Source organism: Streptomyces scabiei 87.22, from assembly GCF_000091305.1.
Taxonomy (GTDB): domain Bacteria; phylum Actinomycetota; class Actinomycetes; order Streptomycetales; family Streptomycetaceae; genus Streptomyces; species Streptomyces scabiei.
The window spans coordinates 3,810,232-3,825,913 of sequence record NC_013929.1 but is presented as its reverse complement, the minus strand read 5'-3'; the positions used below and the strand labels follow the sequence as shown (position 1 = coordinate 3,825,913).

The 15,682-nt window shown below is 72.1% G+C and carries 14 protein-coding genes; 11 read left to right on the top strand and 3 right to left on the bottom strand.

The annotated features are described in order from the left end of the window. The first annotated feature begins 146 nt into the window (after nucleotides 1-146). Nucleotides 147-1,469, top strand: a complete 1,323-nt coding sequence (locus SCAB_RS16060; RefSeq protein ID WP_013001138.1) for an Nramp family divalent metal transporter — start codon at nucleotides 147-149, stop codon at nucleotides 1,467-1,469. Between the two features lie 135 nt (nucleotides 1,470-1,604). Continuing rightward, nucleotides 1,605-2,132, top strand: a complete 528-nt coding sequence (locus tag SCAB_RS16055) for a hypothetical protein (protein ID WP_013001137.1) — start codon at nucleotides 1,605-1,607, stop codon at nucleotides 2,130-2,132. Between the two features lies 1 nt (nucleotide 2,133). On the opposite strand, the gene SCAB_RS16050 is transcribed toward SCAB_RS16055, so the two are convergent. The 3 genes from SCAB_RS16050 to SCAB_RS16040 form a co-directional block, all read right to left on the bottom strand. Next, the gene (locus SCAB_RS16050) at nucleotides 2,134-3,138 is read right to left on the bottom strand and encodes a CU044_5270 family protein (protein WP_013001136.1); all 1,005 of its coding nucleotides are present in this window, start codon (nucleotides 3,136-3,138) and stop codon (nucleotides 2,134-2,136) included. Next, nucleotides 3,135-3,851 (bottom strand): RNA polymerase sigma factor, encoded by a 717-nt coding sequence (locus SCAB_RS16045; protein WP_013001135.1) that lies wholly within the window; start codon nucleotides 3,849-3,851, stop codon nucleotides 3,135-3,137. Before SCAB_RS16045 ends, SCAB_RS16050 begins: the two co-directional genes overlap by 4 nt. Nucleotides 3,852-3,951: 100 nt before the next feature. Further along, on the bottom strand, nucleotides 3,952-5,661 hold the full coding sequence (locus SCAB_RS16040; protein ID WP_086022866.1) for a chitinase: 1,710 nt from the start codon (nucleotides 5,659-5,661) through the stop codon (nucleotides 3,952-3,954). Nucleotides 5,662-5,997: 336 nt separating this feature from the next. Here SCAB_RS16040 and SCAB_RS16035 point away from each other — a divergent pair, with 336 nt between their 5' ends. From SCAB_RS16035 to SCAB_RS15995, 9 genes are all read left to right on the top strand, one after another. Then, the gene (locus SCAB_RS16035) at nucleotides 5,998-6,867 is read left to right on the top strand and encodes a hypothetical protein (protein WP_231885032.1); all 870 of its coding nucleotides are present in this window, start codon (nucleotides 5,998-6,000) and stop codon (nucleotides 6,865-6,867) included. A gap of 88 nt (nucleotides 6,868-6,955) precedes the next feature. Further along, a complete protein-coding gene (gene cpaB / locus SCAB_RS16030; protein WP_013001132.1) occupies nucleotides 6,956-7,672 on the top strand; it encodes a Flp pilus assembly protein CpaB in 717 nt (238 codons plus the stop codon). A 166-nt stretch (nucleotides 7,673-7,838) separates the two neighbouring features. Then, nucleotides 7,839-9,452: an AAA family ATPase gene (locus tag SCAB_RS16025; protein WP_013001131.1), complete on the top strand. Its 1,614-nt coding sequence runs from the start codon at nucleotides 7,839-7,841 to the stop codon at nucleotides 9,450-9,452. A 392-nt stretch (nucleotides 9,453-9,844) separates the two neighbouring features. Then, nucleotides 9,845-10,165, top strand: a complete 321-nt coding sequence (locus tag SCAB_RS16020; RefSeq protein ID WP_078580327.1) for a TadE/TadG family type IV pilus assembly protein — start codon at nucleotides 9,845-9,847, stop codon at nucleotides 10,163-10,165. Nucleotides 10,166-10,230: 65 nt separating this feature from the next. Further along, on the top strand, nucleotides 10,231-11,571 hold the full coding sequence (locus SCAB_RS16015; protein WP_013001129.1) for a CpaF family protein: 1,341 nt from the start codon (nucleotides 10,231-10,233) through the stop codon (nucleotides 11,569-11,571). A gap of 31 nt (nucleotides 11,572-11,602) precedes the next feature. Beyond that, nucleotides 11,603-12,628, top strand: coding sequence for a type II secretion system F family protein (locus tag SCAB_RS16010; protein WP_013001128.1), 1,026 nt, complete (start codon nucleotides 11,603-11,605; stop codon nucleotides 12,626-12,628). 21 nt (nucleotides 12,629-12,649) lie between these two features. Continuing rightward, nucleotides 12,650-13,552, top strand: coding sequence for a DUF5936 domain-containing protein (locus SCAB_RS16005; RefSeq protein WP_013001127.1), 903 nt, complete (start codon nucleotides 12,650-12,652; stop codon nucleotides 13,550-13,552). Next, the gene (locus SCAB_RS16000; RefSeq protein ID WP_013001126.1) at nucleotides 13,552-14,895 is read left to right on the top strand and encodes a sensor histidine kinase; all 1,344 of its coding nucleotides are present in this window, start codon (nucleotides 13,552-13,554) and stop codon (nucleotides 14,893-14,895) included. The genes SCAB_RS16005 and SCAB_RS16000 overlap by 1 nt, the downstream gene beginning before the upstream one ends. Then, on the top strand, nucleotides 14,888-15,601 hold the full coding sequence (locus SCAB_RS15995; protein ID WP_013001125.1) for a response regulator transcription factor: 714 nt from the start codon (nucleotides 14,888-14,890) through the stop codon (nucleotides 15,599-15,601). Before SCAB_RS16000 ends, SCAB_RS15995 begins: the two co-directional genes overlap by 8 nt. Nucleotides 15,602-15,682 lie beyond the last annotated feature (81 nt).

Here is a 15,682-nt window from a genome sequence, read left to right as displayed (position 1 = left end):
GCAGTTCCCCGCGCCCCTGACGGGGCGCGGTCGCGTGCGTGTCCGCGGCTCTGACGTGGCGGGATCGTGTGGGGTTTGCGGGGGGTGTTTTCCGGAGGCGGGAGGCCCTCTTGTCCGGGCGGGGGCTTTGGGGTTTCTTGACCTGCATGGCGGACACCACGGGAAACCCCACTGACACCCCCGCACCATCCGGCCCCAACCCCCCACCCCGCAAATCCAGTTGGAAGTACATCGGCCCCGGCATCGTCGTCGCAGCGACCGGTGTCGGCGCCGGTGACCTCGTCGCGACACTGATCGCGGGCAGCAACTTCGGTTACACCCTGCTGTGGGCGGCCGTCGTCGGCTGCCTCGTCAAGATCTCCCTCGCCGAGGCGGCCGGCCGCTGGCACCTGTCCACCGGCCGCACCCTCTTCGACGGCTGGGCGAGCCTCGGCCGCTGGACGACGTGGTTCTTCGTCGTCTACGTCGTGATCTGGGGCTTCGTCTACGGCGCGGCCGCGATGTCCTCCAGCGCCCTGCCCCTGCAGGCGTTGTTCCCGGACGTGATGGACCTCAAGTGGTGGGCCGTCCTGTGCGGCCTGAGCGGTCTGGTCTTCGTCTGGTTCAACAAGTACGAGGTCTTCGAGAAGGTCATGACCGTCCTCGTGGGCGTCATGTTCGTCGTCACCGTCTACCTGGCGATCAGGGTCACCCCCAACCTCGCGGACGCCTTCGCCGGGCTGCTGCCCGTGCTGCCCGACGAGAAGGACTCGATCCTCAACACCCTCGGTCTGATCGGCGGCGTCGGCGGCACGATCACGCTCGCCGCGTACGGCTACTGGGTCAACGCCAAGGGCTGGACGAACACCGGCTGGATGAAGATCATGCGGCTCGACAACCGGGTCGCCTACCTCACCACCGGCATCTTCGTGATCTCGATGCTCTTCGTCGGCGCCGAACTGCTGCACTCCGCGAACATCGCCCTCGCCTCCGGCGACAAGGGGCTCGTCCAGCTCGGCGACATCCTGGCCGACGAGTACGGCACGGCCACCGCCAAGTTCTTCCTGATCGGCTTCTTCGCCACCTCGTACACCTCACTCATCGGTGTCTGGCACGGCGTGAGCCTGATGTTCGCGGACTTCGTCGAGCGCTTCCGCGGCAAGAAGGCGGTGACGGGCGAGGAGGTCGCCTCCGGCCGGCGCGAGAAGTCCTGGCCGTTCCGCGCCTACCTGCTCTGGCTGACCTTCCCGCCCATCGTGCTGCTCTTCCAGGGCCAGCCGTTCCGCCTGATCATCCTCTACGGCGTCCTCGGCGCGGCCTTCCTGCCCTTCCTCGCCGCCACCCTCCTGTGGCTCCTCAACTCCTCCCGCACCCCGAGGGAATGGCGCAACGGCGTCCTCAGCAACACGATGCTCGCCCTCGCGGGCCTGCTGTTCCTGGTCCTGGCCGTGAAACAGATCGGTGACCAGCCGTGGGCGGACTTCTTCTGACGCCGTGCCGAGGGCTGCCCTGTTCCCCGCCGCTTCTCCCTACCTCGACGCGGTGACCCCCGGGGAATGTTTCACGTACGGATGAGGGATACGGTGCCGTACGAGCATCATCACGGGGCAGGGGGACGAACAGCCATGGAGCAGCCCGAGCAGGGGCACCGGCCGCCGGCGCCGGCACAGCCGTGGACGCCGCCGGGGGACCGGCCGGGTTTCGGCCCCCCGCCTCCGCCGTACACACCCCCGGCCGCGCCGCCCGGCCCCCCACAGCCGTACGCGCCCCCGCCCCAGCCCCACGCCCCGCCGCAGCAGCCGTACGGGCACCCGCCCCAGCAGTACGGGCAGCCCTACCCCCAGCAGCAGCCCGCGGGCCAAGTGCCGCTCCAGGGGCCGGAGTTCATGGCCGTCGACCGGCACAACTCCGTCGTCGTCGACGGCGGCGGTGTCGCCTTCGAGGACCACGGCGTCTCCGTCGACTTTCCCTGGCCCGAGATCCGCAGCGTCCACTACAAGGCGAGCGGCAACGGCAAGGCCCTCATGGTGGCCGTGATCCACGTCGACGGCACCTTCTTCGAGTGCTCGGTCGAGGCCAGGCCGCGCGAACGGCTCCACCAGTGGTTCGCCCACCTGGCCCAGGTCCTCGGCCACTACCGCCCCCTGGGATGACCTACGAACCCGGCCGCTCCCGGTAGTCGTCGACGACGGCCCGCTCCAGGACGGCGGTCTCGCTCAGGACCGTGCCCTCGGCGCCCATCGGGCCGTCCGCCGTGAGCCGGCTGCGTGCGCCGAGGAACGCGAGGGTGTCCCGGTCGAAGACCCACTCCGTGGCCCACTTGGCGCGTGCGTCGACCCGGCGGATGCCGAGGCCGTGGCGTCCGGCGGGGTCGACCGCGTCGTCGGTGCGGGTCACCCCGGGGATCCGCGCGGCGGCCTCGTAGAACGCGGCGGCGGTTCTGGCCGGCATGACCGTCGTGCCGAGCAGCGAGCCGATCCTGTCGAAGACGGCCTGCGCCTTCTCCTCGCCCTTCCACGTCCTGGTCAGGCGGTACAGCTCGGCCAGCAGGTCGTCGGGGTCGGTGGGCAGCGAGGCCAGCCAGTGGTAGGTGGGGCGGTCGATCCCGGCGGGGACACCGGGCGACCCGGCCGGCAGCAGCTCCCGGAGCGGGTAGTAGACACCGTCCTCGTAGTGCAGGGCCTGCTGCTTCACCGGGCCCGGTTCCTGCGACACCCACACCTCCCGCCGGTGCAGCTTCCCCGGCTTGAACGGGCCGTCCTCCACGGCCTCCGCCCCGCCCGTCAGGCTCTTGACGTAGACCAGCTGGTCGTCACGGACCGGCGCGACCTCCGTCCGCGCGGCGACGTCGGCGATCCGGTCGAGCAGGACGACGGCGCTCCCGCCGTCGGAGCGCCGCGGACCGTCGCCGGAGTCCGTGGCCGTGACCAGACCGGCGGTCAGCGCCCCGGCCAGGGCCAGCGCGGCGGCAGGCAGCCACAGCGCCGGGCGGGGCAGCCGCGGGCGGGAGCGGGGAGCCGGCGGGGCGGGAACGGCGGGCGCCGTGGCCCGGTCGTCGTCGATGAGTCGCATCAGACGGTCCTTGTGGTGAGCAAGGCGATCGGGCGGGACGTCCCGTTCGGGCGGGGTCGGCAGCAGCCGGGCCGGCACCTCGTTCATCGGGTTCCCTCCTGGATCTCCTTGAGCGGACGGGCCGTGAACACGGCCTCGCCCCGTACCTCTCCGCGACCGTGCCCCGGTTCCGTGCATGCGGCGTTCCCGGCCTTCCCGGCGTCTTCGGGGTCCTCCGCGCGCTCCGCCCGCAGCCGCTCGTCGGTGAGACGGGCCAGCCGCGCGCGGGCCCGCGAGAGCCGCGACCGCACGGTCCCCACGGGCACGCCCAGCGCCTCGGCCGCCTGTCCGTAGTCGAGGCCGGCCCACACGCACAGCGCCAGCACCTCCCGCTCCGCGCGCCGCAGCCGGCCGTACACCTGGCGCACGGCGGCGAGCCGGCGGGCGTCGTCCAGTCGCCCGGCGGTCTCGTCGGCGAAGTCGGGCACCGGGGCCGGGGCCGGCCGGCGGGCCAGGAACGCCAGCCGGCGGCCGAGACCGCGGTTGGCGTTGCGGGCCTTGTTGGTCGCCATGCCCAGCAGCCACGGCTTCACCGAGCCGCCGTCCGGCTCCAGTCGCCGCCGGGTGCGCCAGGCGTCGAGGAAGGTGTCCGCCATCACCTCCTCGGCCGTCGACCAGTCGCCGGTCAGCCGGTAGGCATGGTTGTAGACGGCCCGCGCGTACGCGTCGTAGACCTCCGCGAAGGTCTCCCGGTCGCCCGCCCGGATCCGTGCCCGGACCGAGGTCTCCGCCTCGGCCCCTGCCCGCTCGGGGTCACTCATCTCGTATGCACCTCTCCCACCTCACACCCCTGTCTCTCCGTGAGGCGGGAGAGGTTCCGGTGACCCGCGCCACAACCGGGCGCGGGTCACCCCGTGCGGCCTACGGCAGCCCGTGCACGTGCGGAGCCACCGCGTTCGACCAGGCGTTGCCCGCCGTGGCGTCCCAGTTGGTCGACCAGGTCATCGCGCCCCGCAGATCGGGGTACGTCCGCGGCGGCCTGAAGGAGCCGCAGTGCGTGGCGCGGGTCAGACAGTCGAGGGCGTCGTTCACCACGGCCGGAGCCACGTACCCGCTGCCCGCGCCCCGCGTCGAGGCCGGCAGCCCGAGCCCCACCTGCGAGGGCGCGAGACCGTTCTCCAGCTGGATGCAGGCGAGGGCGGTGAGGAAGTCCACCGACCCCTGGCTGTAGACCTTGCCGTCGCAGCCCAGCATGGAACCGCTGTTGTAGTACTGCATGTTGACGACGGTCAGGATGTCCTTGATGTTCAGCGCGGTCCTGAAGTACGCGTTCGACGTCGACTGCATGTCGATGGTCTGCGGCGCCATCGTGATGACCAGCGACGGGCCCGCCTTCGCGGACAGTGAGCGCAGCGCCTGGGTCATCCAGGTCGCGTTCAGCCCGTTCTCCAGGTCGATGTCGACGCCGTCGAAGCCGTACGTCCCCATCAGCTCGTACACCGAGTTCGCGAAGTTCGTCGCGGAGGCGGAGTCGTTCACCGCCACCGTGCCGCGCTCACCGCCGACCGACACGACGACCTTCTTGCCAGCCGCCTGCTTGGCCCGGACGTCCGCCTTGAACCGGTCGACGGTGTAGCCGCCGAGCCCGGCCGAGTCCAGGGCGAAGGTCACCGCCCCCGGCGTGGCGGTGGCGTCCGCGAAGGCCACGGCGATGATGTCGTATCCCGCCTGCACGTCCGACAGCTTCTGGACGGCGGCCCCGTTGTCGAAGTTCTGCCAGTACCCGGTCACGGCGTGCTTCGGAACACCCGTGCCACCGCCGGGGGTCGCCGTCGTCGTCCCGGTCACGGTCGCCGAACGCGCCGACTCACCGGCCGAGTTCGCCGCCGTCACCTGGAAGGTGTACGAGGTGGAGGCCGCGAGCCCCGTCACCGTCGCCGAAGTGCCCTCGGCCGACTGCACCTTCGTGCTGCCCCGGTAGACGTTGTAGCCCGTGGCGCCCGCGACCGCGTTCCAGGTCAGGGACACCGAGGAGGACGTCGAGCCCGACACCGTCACCCCGGCCGGGACCGACGGGACGGTGGGCGGCTGGTCGCCGCCCCCGCCGCCGTCGGGGCCGAAGAGGGACACGTCGTCGGCGAGGTACGCGGCCTGCCCGTACCAGCCGTGCGTGTAGACCGTCACCGAGGTCGTCGAGGCGCCCGTGGTGAAGGTCGTCGACAGCTGTCTCCAGGCCGCCGAGTCCGGTGTCCACGTCGAGACGTCGGTCGTACCGGTGCCGGTCGCGCCCAGGTAGGCGTACCCGCCGCGCACCCAGGCGCTGAGCGTGTACGTCGAGCCGGGCCGCACGGCCACGGACTGGGTGCACCGGGCGTTGTCCTGCCCGGCCGGGGCCGCCCGCAGCGCGGACGAGCCCCCGTGCACGGGGGAGGAGGCGGTGGCGCCGCTGTCCGCCGAACAGTTCCAGTCGCTGAGCCCCGACTCGAATCCGGCGTTCCTGACGTTGTTGATGTCGGCGGCGGACGCCTGTCCGGCGCCGACGAGCGAGAGACCGAGGGCGAGGGTGGTGACGAGGGCCGTGGTGACGGCTCCCGGCCGTAGGCGTGTCCGCCCCCGCGCTCGCGTCCGCATGGGTATGCGTCTTCCGTGTCTGAACATGCTCGGTACGCTGGTCCAGACCAATAGAGTTGTCAATACTCCCCGCGCGGACGCCGTTCACCCGTACGAGGGGTCTCAACCGCCGCCACCCCCTGCCGAGTTGAGGCATATGCGTCTCACTCTGTGTGGATACGGCCCGTACCTTCGGTGAGTTGATCAAGAAGATCCGGTGTTGATCTGGCCATGCCGTGGATATGGTGCTGATGCAAGAGGACGCAGGAGGGACGGCGGGCGGAACGCCGTTGCTCACAGGGGCCAGCTGAGGCGGTGGGCGACCACCCCGCCCCAGCGAACGGGGTGGTGTGCAGCGTGCCGACCGCGATAGCCGTCACCAGTTCCGGCCTGGTGCTCCCGCCGCTCGACCGGCAGACCCCGCCCGCGGCCGTCCAGCCGCAGGAGACCCTCGAAGCCTCCCTGGTCGGCATGCACGCGCTGATCGAGCAGCACGGCTATGTCATCGCCCTGCACTCGGCCTCCGGCCCGTCCGCCCTCACCCGGCGGCTGCACACGGTCCGTTCCGTGCTGGAGAGCGACCGCATCGCCCTGCTCGGCGTGGACCTGCCCCCGCTCGGCCTCGCCCTGCTCGCCCAGCAGCTGCGGCAGCTCTCCGCGTGCGACTTCAGCCCGGGAGTGCTCGCCTCCTCCGTACGCCTCCTCGCGCACTACATCTACTCCGGTGCCCTCCTCGGCTCGGTCGCCAAGCTGGACCGGGTGCCGGTCTCGCTGAAGTCGCACGCCAAGTCCTGGCTGCCGGGCGCCCGGTTCGCCGTCCTCGCCAACCCCAGGCCCCAGCTCGTCCGGCTCGACGCCGCCGGTCAGGAGCCCCTCGCCGGGCCCGAGTTCGGCACCCGGCTGCTCGTGGCGCAGGGGCCGCAGCCGCCGTCCGACTGGGTCACCGCGACGCTCGCCCCGCAGTGGCAGGTCCAGGGATCCCTGCCGGTGCCGCTGCCCGAGGAGTCCGTGCGCTGGTGGGGCACCGGCAAGCTCGTCGAGTTCGCCGCCGGGCTCTCGGACGTCTCCGTGCTCTACCAGCTCGTGTCGTCCGTACGCCGCGAGACGTGCCACTGGTGCGGCCTCGAACTCATCGGCGACCGCTGCGGGTTCTGCGCGGCCCCGTTACGGGAGCCGGAACCCCCCGCCGACGAGGCTCGCACGGCCCTTCCCCGAGGGGCCGCATGACAGCCGTACGACAACTCCACAGCCCGCGAGCAGGCGCAGACGGCAGGCCCGCTCGACTGCCCGGCACATCCCCACGAGGTGAGAAGTAGTGAACTCACGCCAGCGCCGCGGCGTCGTCCTGCTGGTCCTCTCGGCCCTGTGCGCCCTGGCCGCCTTCGCCGGGGTGCTCTCGGTGATCCGTGACGTGAACGCCAAGGTCGGGCCCGAGGTGACCGCGTACCGGCTCAAGGGCGACATCGCGCCCTACAAGGAGCTGACGGCGGACCAGTTCGAGAGGATCTCGATGCCCGAGCGGTGGCTGTCCGGCACCGCCGTCACCGATCTCTCCGAGATCCGCGGCAAGATCGCCGTCAACCAGCTGCGCAAGGGCTCCCTGCTCCAGTCCGACATGATCGTCGACCGGCCCGAACTCGAAGCCGGACAGCAGGAGATCGCGATCCTGATCGACGCCTCCACCGGTGTGGCCGGGAAGATCAACCCGGGGTCGCGGGTCAACATCTACGCCACCTTCGAGGAGAAGGACAGCGACTCCAAGAAGGACACGTCCAAGCTGATGGTCACCGACGCCCGGGTCATCGACGTCGGCAAGCTGACTCCCCTGGAGTCCGGCCAGTCCAGCAGCGACCGCCGGCGCACGGCCACCGAGGCCGTCCCGATCACCTTCGCGCTCGACACCGCCGACGCCCAGCGCGTCGCGTTCGCCGAGTCGTTCGCCGAGCACGTGCGGCTCGCCCTCGTCGGGGGCGGCGAGGCCACCGTCGTCGTACCGGACGACCGTTCGTACACCCTCGACGAGGACAAGTAGGAGGCCCCGCGATGAGGTCGGTCCGGAACGTCCGCACGGTGACGCCTCGAACGAGGGTGCGAGTGCCGAGGGTGGGCATGCTCCCGGGGGCACGGCGAACGAGCGCACCCTGCCGGTGCGGGGCGGCCGGGCCCCGCACGTCCGCGAACGGAACGGGGATCCGCCGATGACCATCCGCATCCTCCCCGCCGCCGGGGACCTCGACTCGGCCCGCGCCCTCACCACCCTGCTGGGCCAGCTGGCCGACGCCGAACCGGCACCCCACGTGTCCGACTCCACGGCCCTGCTGGACACCCTGGCGCGGCTGGCCGCCGACTCGCTGGACGAACTCCCCGAAGTGGTGATCGTCCACGAACGCATCGGCCCCGTACCGGCGTTGGACCTGGTCCGCGATCTCGTCCTGCGCTTCCCGGCCGTCGGCGTCGTCCTCGTCACCTCCGACACCAGCACCGGCGTCCTCACCGCCGCCATGGACTCCGGGGCCCGCGGCATCGTCAACCTGCCCCTCGCCTACGAGTCCCTGGCCGAGCGCGTCCAGGCCGCCGCAGCCTGGTCGGCCGGTATGCGCCGGCACCTCGGCAGCCCCGCGCCGGAGCTGTACACCGGCCCCGGCGGCACCGTCGTCACGGTCAGCGGCGCCAAGGGCGGAGTCGGCGCCACGGTCACCGCCGTCCAGCTCGCGCTCGCCGCCCGCGCGTCCGGCCGTACGGTCGCCCTCCTCGACCTCGACCTCCAGTCGGGGGACGTGGCCTCGTACCTGGACGTCCAGTTCCGCCGCTCGGTCGCCGACCTGGCCGGCATCACGGACCTCAACCCCCGCGTCCTGCAGGAGGCGGTCTACGCCCACGACACCGGCATCGCCCTCCTCCTCGCCCCCGCCGAGGGCGAGCGCGGCGAGGAGGTCACGGACCGGGTGGCCCGCCAGGTGGTGGCCACCCTCCGCTCCCGGCACGACGTGGTGATCGTCGACTGTGGTTCGCAGATGACCGCGGCCACGGCGGCGGCCGTGGAGATGGCCGACCACGCCCTCCTGCTGGTCACCCCGGACGTGATCGCGGTCCGCGCCGCCAAACGCATGGTCCGCCTCTGGGACCGCCTCCAGATCCGCAAGGCGGAGGAGACCCTGACGGTCGTCAACCGCCTGTCCCGCGCCACGGAGATCCAGCCCTCCCTGGTCGAGAAGGTCACCGGCACGAAGGTGGCCCGCGCCGCCGTGCCGGCCGCGTTCAAGGAACTCCAGTCCGTCGTCGACGCGGGCCGCCTCCAGGACCTCGACGCCCGCTCGACCGTCAAACAGGCCCTCTGGGCCCTCGCCGGAGAACTCGAACTGGTCGCCGCCCCGGAACACGGTCACGGCGGCCGCCGCCGCAGGTCCACCTCCGACCGCGCCCTGGTCCTGCGCCGCAAGGGCGGCGACCGCGGCTCGGTGACCCTCGAATTCGCCGGGATGTTCCCCCTGCTCCTGGTCACCATGACGATCCTCTGGCAGGCCGCCCTCTACGGCTACACCTACACCCTCGCCGGCAACGCCGCCGACGAGGCCGCCCGAGCCGCCACCGCCGCCTACGCGATCGACGGCGACGTGGCCGCCGCCTGCGAAAGCGCCGGCACCCAGCACCTCCCGAACGCCTGGTCCGACACCGCCATCGACTGCGCCCCCGCCGGCACCGTCATGCGAGCCGAGGTCCAGGCCACCGTCCCGCTCTTCTTCCCCGGCTTCGACGCAGGCTGGACCGTGGACGGCGAAGCGGGCGCGGCCCTGGAGGCAGCCCCCCAATGACCCAACCACGAAGCACCCACCCCACCCCCCGACCGACCCCGGCCCGCCCGACCCATGCACGCCGGGCGGTGAACCCGGGACGGACGGCGAACCCGGGACGGACGGCGAACCCGGGACGGACGGCGAACCCTGGACGGACGGCGAACCCTGGACCGGACGGTGAACGTGGGGCCGGTCGCGTACGGCGAGAAGGGGGTGTGCCGGGGGGTGTCCGCCCGCAGCGGTTGGCGCGTCAACACCCCGCGCCTCCCAGCAAGCCGATTCCGCGCCGTTCCGAGGACGGACACCCCCCGGCGCGCCCCCGACCCACCCACCGCCCCCAGGCGAACCCCCCACCCACACCAGGCCACCCCACCCACCCCACCCACCGCTGGAACGACCGAGGCTCCTCCATCCTGGAGTTCGCCGGATTCCTCCCGATCCTGCTCCTCGTAGGCATGGCCGCGATCCAACTCGGCCTGATCGGCTACGGCATCAGCCAGGCGGGCTCGGCGGCCCGCGCCGCGGCCAGAGCCGAGTCACTGCAACCCGGGGCCGGCCAGGCCGCAGGCATCGCCGCAGCCAGCGCATGGCTGAACCCGGCCCCCGCCGTGGCCCCCGGCACCGACACCACCACCGCCACGGTCACCGTCACCGTCCCCTCCGTGATCCCCCTCTTCGACCCGCTCCCCGTGGAACGCAGCGCCACCATGCCCAACGACACCGACGACTGACCCCCACCGCACCCACCTTCCACCCGCACCCATCCACCCCCACCCCGAGAGGAGTTGACCAGAAGATGAGCCTGCGATCCCGTATCGCCACCCCCGACGAAGGGGCAACCGGACGCGAGGACGGACACCTCGTGGCCGTCTACCGCGCCAAGCTCCTCGAAGAGATCGACCTGGCCGAGATGTCGGCCCTCACCGCCACCGACCGCCGCGCCCGCCTCGAACGCGTACTCGGCCACATCATCAGCCGAGAGGGCCCGGTCCTCTCCTCGGCCGAACGCTCCCAGCTGATCCGCCGGGTCGTCGACGAGGCCCTCGGCCTGGGCGTCCTCGAACCCCTCCTCGCCGATGCCTCCGTCACCGAGATCATGGTCAACGGCCCGGACTCGATCTTCGTGGAACGAGGAGGCCGCGTAGAACAGCTCCCCCTCCGCTTCGCCTCCACCGACCAGCTCATGCAGACCATCGAACGCATCGTCTCCACGGTCAACCGCCGCGTGGACGAGTCGAACCCCATGGTCGACGCCCGCCTCCCCACCGGCGAACGCGTCAACGTGATCATCCCCCCGCTCTCCCTCACCGGCCCGACCCTCACGATCCGCCGCTTCCCCCGCGCGTACACCCTCCCCGAACTCATCGACCTGGGCTCCCTCGACGAGCAGATGCTGATGCTGCTCGCCGCCTTCGTCCGCGCCCGCTTCAACGTGATCGTCAGCGGCGGCACCGGCACCGGAAAGACGACGCTCCTCAACGCCCTCTCCGGCCTGATCCCCGCACGCGAACGCATCATCACGATCGAGGACTCCGCGGAACTCCAGCTCCAGCAGGAGCACGTCATCCGCCTGGAGTCGAGACCCCCCAACATCGAGGGCAAGGGCCAGATCACCATCCGCGACCTGGTCCGCAACTCCCTGCGCATGCGCCCCGACCGCATCATCGTCGGAGAGGTCCGCGGCGGCGAGACCCTCGACATGCTCCAGGCCATGTCCACCGGCCACGACGGCTCCCTCGCCACGGTCCACGCCAACTCCGCCGAGGACGCCCTCATGAGGCTCCAGACCCTCGGCTCGATGTCCGAGGTCCTCATCCCCTTCGAGGCCCTGAAGGACCAGATCAACTCGGCGGTGGACGTGGTCGTCCAGCTCACCCGCTTCGCCGACGGCTCCCGCAAGGTCACCGAGATCGCCCTGCTCGTCTCCCACGGCCGCGAACAGTTCCGTATCGCCACGGTCTCCCGCTACGCCCCGGACCCCCTCGGCTCCGACCGGGTCGTCCACGGCCGCTTCGAGCACCTGCCGATACCGCGCCCCGTCGCCGAGAAGCTGTACGTGGCCAACGAGCCGCTGCCCCCCGCGTACGGCGTGACCGAGGCCATCGACCCGCTCCACACCCGCCAGGCCATCGGATAGCCCCGAGAGCCCCGAGGAGGCAGGACCGAACATGGCGACAGCCCAGGCACTCCAGGCACCCCTGGCGGCTCTGGCCCGGACACCCCTGGCCCAGGCCCCTCTGGACCTGGACAACACCACCCTGCTGGCCCTCGGCGCCACCGTCCTGTGCGGCACCCTCGCCGTCGCGGGCGCGCACGCGTACGTCTCCGGCCGCGCCCAGCGCCAGGCCCTGGCCGACCGTCTCGCGGGCGGCCGGGGCGGCGGCCCGACACGTACGGCGTCCGGCCGCGTCCGGCGCTTCACGGCGGTCGACCGCAGACTGCGCCGCACCCGCCTCGGCCGGGCGATCCACCTCCGCCTGACGACGACGGGCCTCGACCTGACGGCCGGCGAGTTCGCCACCTACGTCGTCCTCGCCGTCGTCGCCCTGTGGCTGATCGCGGCCGCCACCCTGGCCCCCTTCTTCGGCCCCATCGCGGGTGCCATCGGCGTGTGGGCGGCGGCGATCTTCCTCAACTGGCAACGCCAGAAGCGCATCGAGGCGTTCATCAACCAGCTCCCCGACGTCGCCCGGCTCCTCGCCAACGCCACCGCCGCCGGCCTCGCCCTGCGCACGGCCCTGGCGATGGCGGCGGAGGAACTGGAGGCTCCGGCCGGGGAGGAACTGGCCCGGGTCGCCGACCAGCTGGCCCTCGGCCGCTCCGTCGACGACGCCCTCGGCGAGCTGGCCGAACGGCTGCCCTCCCGCGAACTGATCGTCCTCGTCACCACCCTCGTCCTGTCCAACAAGGCGGGCGGCACGGTGGTCAGCTCCCTCCGCAACCTCACGCAGACCCTGGAGGACCGCAAGGAGACCCGCCGCGAGGTCCGCACGATGCTCTCCGAGGTCAACGCGACCGCCTTCACCGTCCCCCTGCTGGGCCTCGGCTCCCTCCTCCTGATCAACTCCTCGAACGACGGCGCCCTGGCCCGGGTGACCGGCTCCCCCCTCGGCCAGCTCCTGGTGCTGATCTCGATCGGCCTCTACACGGTCGGCTTCTTCGTCATCCGCCGCCTCGGCAAGATCGAAGTCTGAGCGGGAGGCGGTGACACGACCATGACGACATCGACGCTCTCCCTGCTCCTGGCGCTGCTGACGGCCCTCGCCGTCGCGGGAGCCCTCCTCGGCATCCGCATGATCCGCGCCGACGCGAAACTCCCGAGCGACCTGGCCCTCGCCCTGGAGGTCGGCGCCACCCGCGTCTCGAAGACCGGCTCGGCCGTCGACCGCCTCGGCATGCGCTTCGCCCCTCTCGTCCTGCGCCTCATGGGCCCCCGCCGGGTCGAGGCCAAGCGCCGCCGCATCGACATGGCGGGCAACCCCGGCGGCCTCACCCTCAACCGCTACGCCGCCCGCCGGGCCGTCTACGGCTTCTTCGGCGCCTTCATGGGCCTGGTCTTCCTGACCAGCGACCGCCCCCTCTTCGCCGCCTTCACCTTCGCCTTCGGGCTGCTGGCCGCCGACGCGGCCATCTGGCAGGCCGTCCGCGAGCGCAAGGACGTCATCGACCGCACCCTGCCCGACTTCCTCGACGTCCTCGCGGTCGTGGTCTCGGCGGGCCTGGGCTTCCGCCAGGCCCTGGACCGGGTCGCCGAGAAGTACGAGGGCCCCTGGGCGGACGAACTGCGCATCACCCTGCGCCAGATGGACATGGGCGTCAGCCGCCGCCAGGCTTTCGACGAACTCCGCCGGCGCAACACCTCCGAGCAGGTCGCCCAGTTCGTCTCGGCGCTCCAGCAGGGCGAGGAACTGGGCTCCCCGATCGCCGAGACCCTGATCCAGCTCGCCGCCGACATGCGCCGCACCGACGCCCAGAACGCCCGCCGCCGGGCCGCCCGCACCATCCCCAAGGCCACACTGGTCACCCTGGTCTTCATGCTCCCGGCCACGATGATCCTCATCGCCACGGGCATGTTCCTCGGCTCGGGCACCGACTTCGGCGACATCCTGGGCCGCTGATGAAAGGCCGACGCACCCCACCCCCGCCGGGCCCCACCCCCGGCACCGGCTACCTCGCCGACGACGCCACACCCCCCGCCACCCTCCGGCTCCAGCTCAACGCCCTGCAGTCCCTCTCCCGCCAGACCTTCGCGGTCCGCCTGGTCACCCTCACCATCGGCACGCCGTTCGCGATGGCCAACACCACGGACGGCCCGCAGAACCACGCCGTGCTCCTCGCCGCCGTCCTCGGCATCACCGTCTCGTACGCCATGCTCAGGGACTGGGGCCGCTTCGCCCCCCGCCTCCTCGCCCACCCCACCCTCATGGCCCTGGACCTCCTCTTCGGCGCGGTCCTCCTCCTCACCGCCTCCCCGGCCTCCCCCCTCGCCTACGCCACGGTCTGCACCCCCCTCCTCTCCGGCCTCCTCTACGGCTGGCGGGGCGCCGGTGTCCTCACCGGCCTGCAACTGGCCGTCCTCGTCACCGTCCACCGCACCTGGGAACACCACCCCGGCGCGGGCGTCAGCACCCTCCTCATCGCCGGGTTCTGCGTCGCGGCCGGCATCATCGGCGTCACCCTGCGCAACCTGATGTTCCGCTTCGGCACCGCCACCCAGGCGCTCTCCGAAGCGACGTCCCGGCTGGCCGTCGCGGAGGCCGTGGAGTCGGAACGCGCCCGCCTGGCCCGCGAACTCCACGACTCGGTGGCCAAGACCCTGCACGGCCTGGCCCTCGCCGCGGACGCCCTGGCGGCTTCGGCGGACCGCCCGGCCCCCGACCCCGCCCAGCTGCGACGCCAGGCCGGCCTCGTCGCCTCGGCCGCCCGCCGCGCTGCCACCGAGTCCCGCGACCTCCTCACCGACCTGCGCCGCCACACCGACCTGACGACGTCCCCGCCGGCGGACCTGCGCACCGAACTGGCCGCCCGGACGGCGGACTTCGCGTCCCGCACCGGCCTGCCCGCCCGCCTGGTCCACACGGGCGGGACGCCCCCGCCGCTCCCGCCGGAGACGACTCACCACCTCCTGGCGATCACGTCCGAGGCCCTGGAGAACATCCACCGCCACGCGACGGCCACAGCGGCGGAGGTGTCCCTGAGGGTCACCCCGGACACCCTCCACCTCACGATCGTGGACGACGGCGTCGGCCTCCCGCCCGCCCTCACCCTCGAAGAGGCACAGGAATCCGGCCACTTCGGCCTCCTGGGCATGGCGGAACGCGCGGACCGCGCGGGCGCCGCCCTGCACCTGGGCTCGGACGGCACCGGTACGGCCGTGACCCTGACCCTCCCGCTCCCCGCGCCCCCGGACGGCGAACCGTCCACCCCCGGCCCGCCCCGAGAGGAGGCCGCACATGCCTGACCAGCCGCAGGCCCGCCCCGGCCCACCCCTGCGCGTCCTCGTCGCGGACGACAACCCGGTGGTCCGCGCCGGCCTCACGGCCCTCCTGGACGCGCACCCCGACCTGGAGGTGGTCGCCCAGGCCGTGAACGGCGAGGAGGCGGTGGCCCGAGCCCGCCGCCACCGGCCGGACGTCGCCCTCCTCGACGTCCGCATGCCCGGCACGGACGGCCTCACCGCCCTCCCCGAACTCACCGCGCTCTGCCCCGTGATGATGCTGACGTACAGCACGGAACCCGAGGTGGTGGCCGAGGCGCTCCGCCGGGGAGCGGTCGGCTACCTGGTCCACGGGGAGTTCACCGCCGCCGAACTGATCGCGGCGGTACGGGACATGAGGGAGGGCCGCGCGACCATCTCCGCGACTGTCTCATCCTCGCTCGGCGTTTCCTACGAACCTTCACACGAAAGTCACGACCACTCTTCGCAGCTGCAACCATTTGTGAAACAGTTCGACCGACGCTCCTTCGGCCTGAGTTCAAGGGAGGTGGAGGTGATGGACCTCATCGCATCCGGCATGAACAACCGTCAGATCGCCGCCACCTGCTTCATCAGCGAGAAGACCGTCAAGAACCACATCAACCGCATCTTCGCGAAACTGCACAGCGCGACGCGCAGCGAAGCGATAGCCCACTGGCTGGGCACGACCCCCGGGGGGTGGCCCCGATGACCCCACCCGCCCACCAAAGTTGGGCCCCCGGACCCACTCCCGGTACACGCGGTCTCCCGTACGGTGATCCGGTTGGTGTCG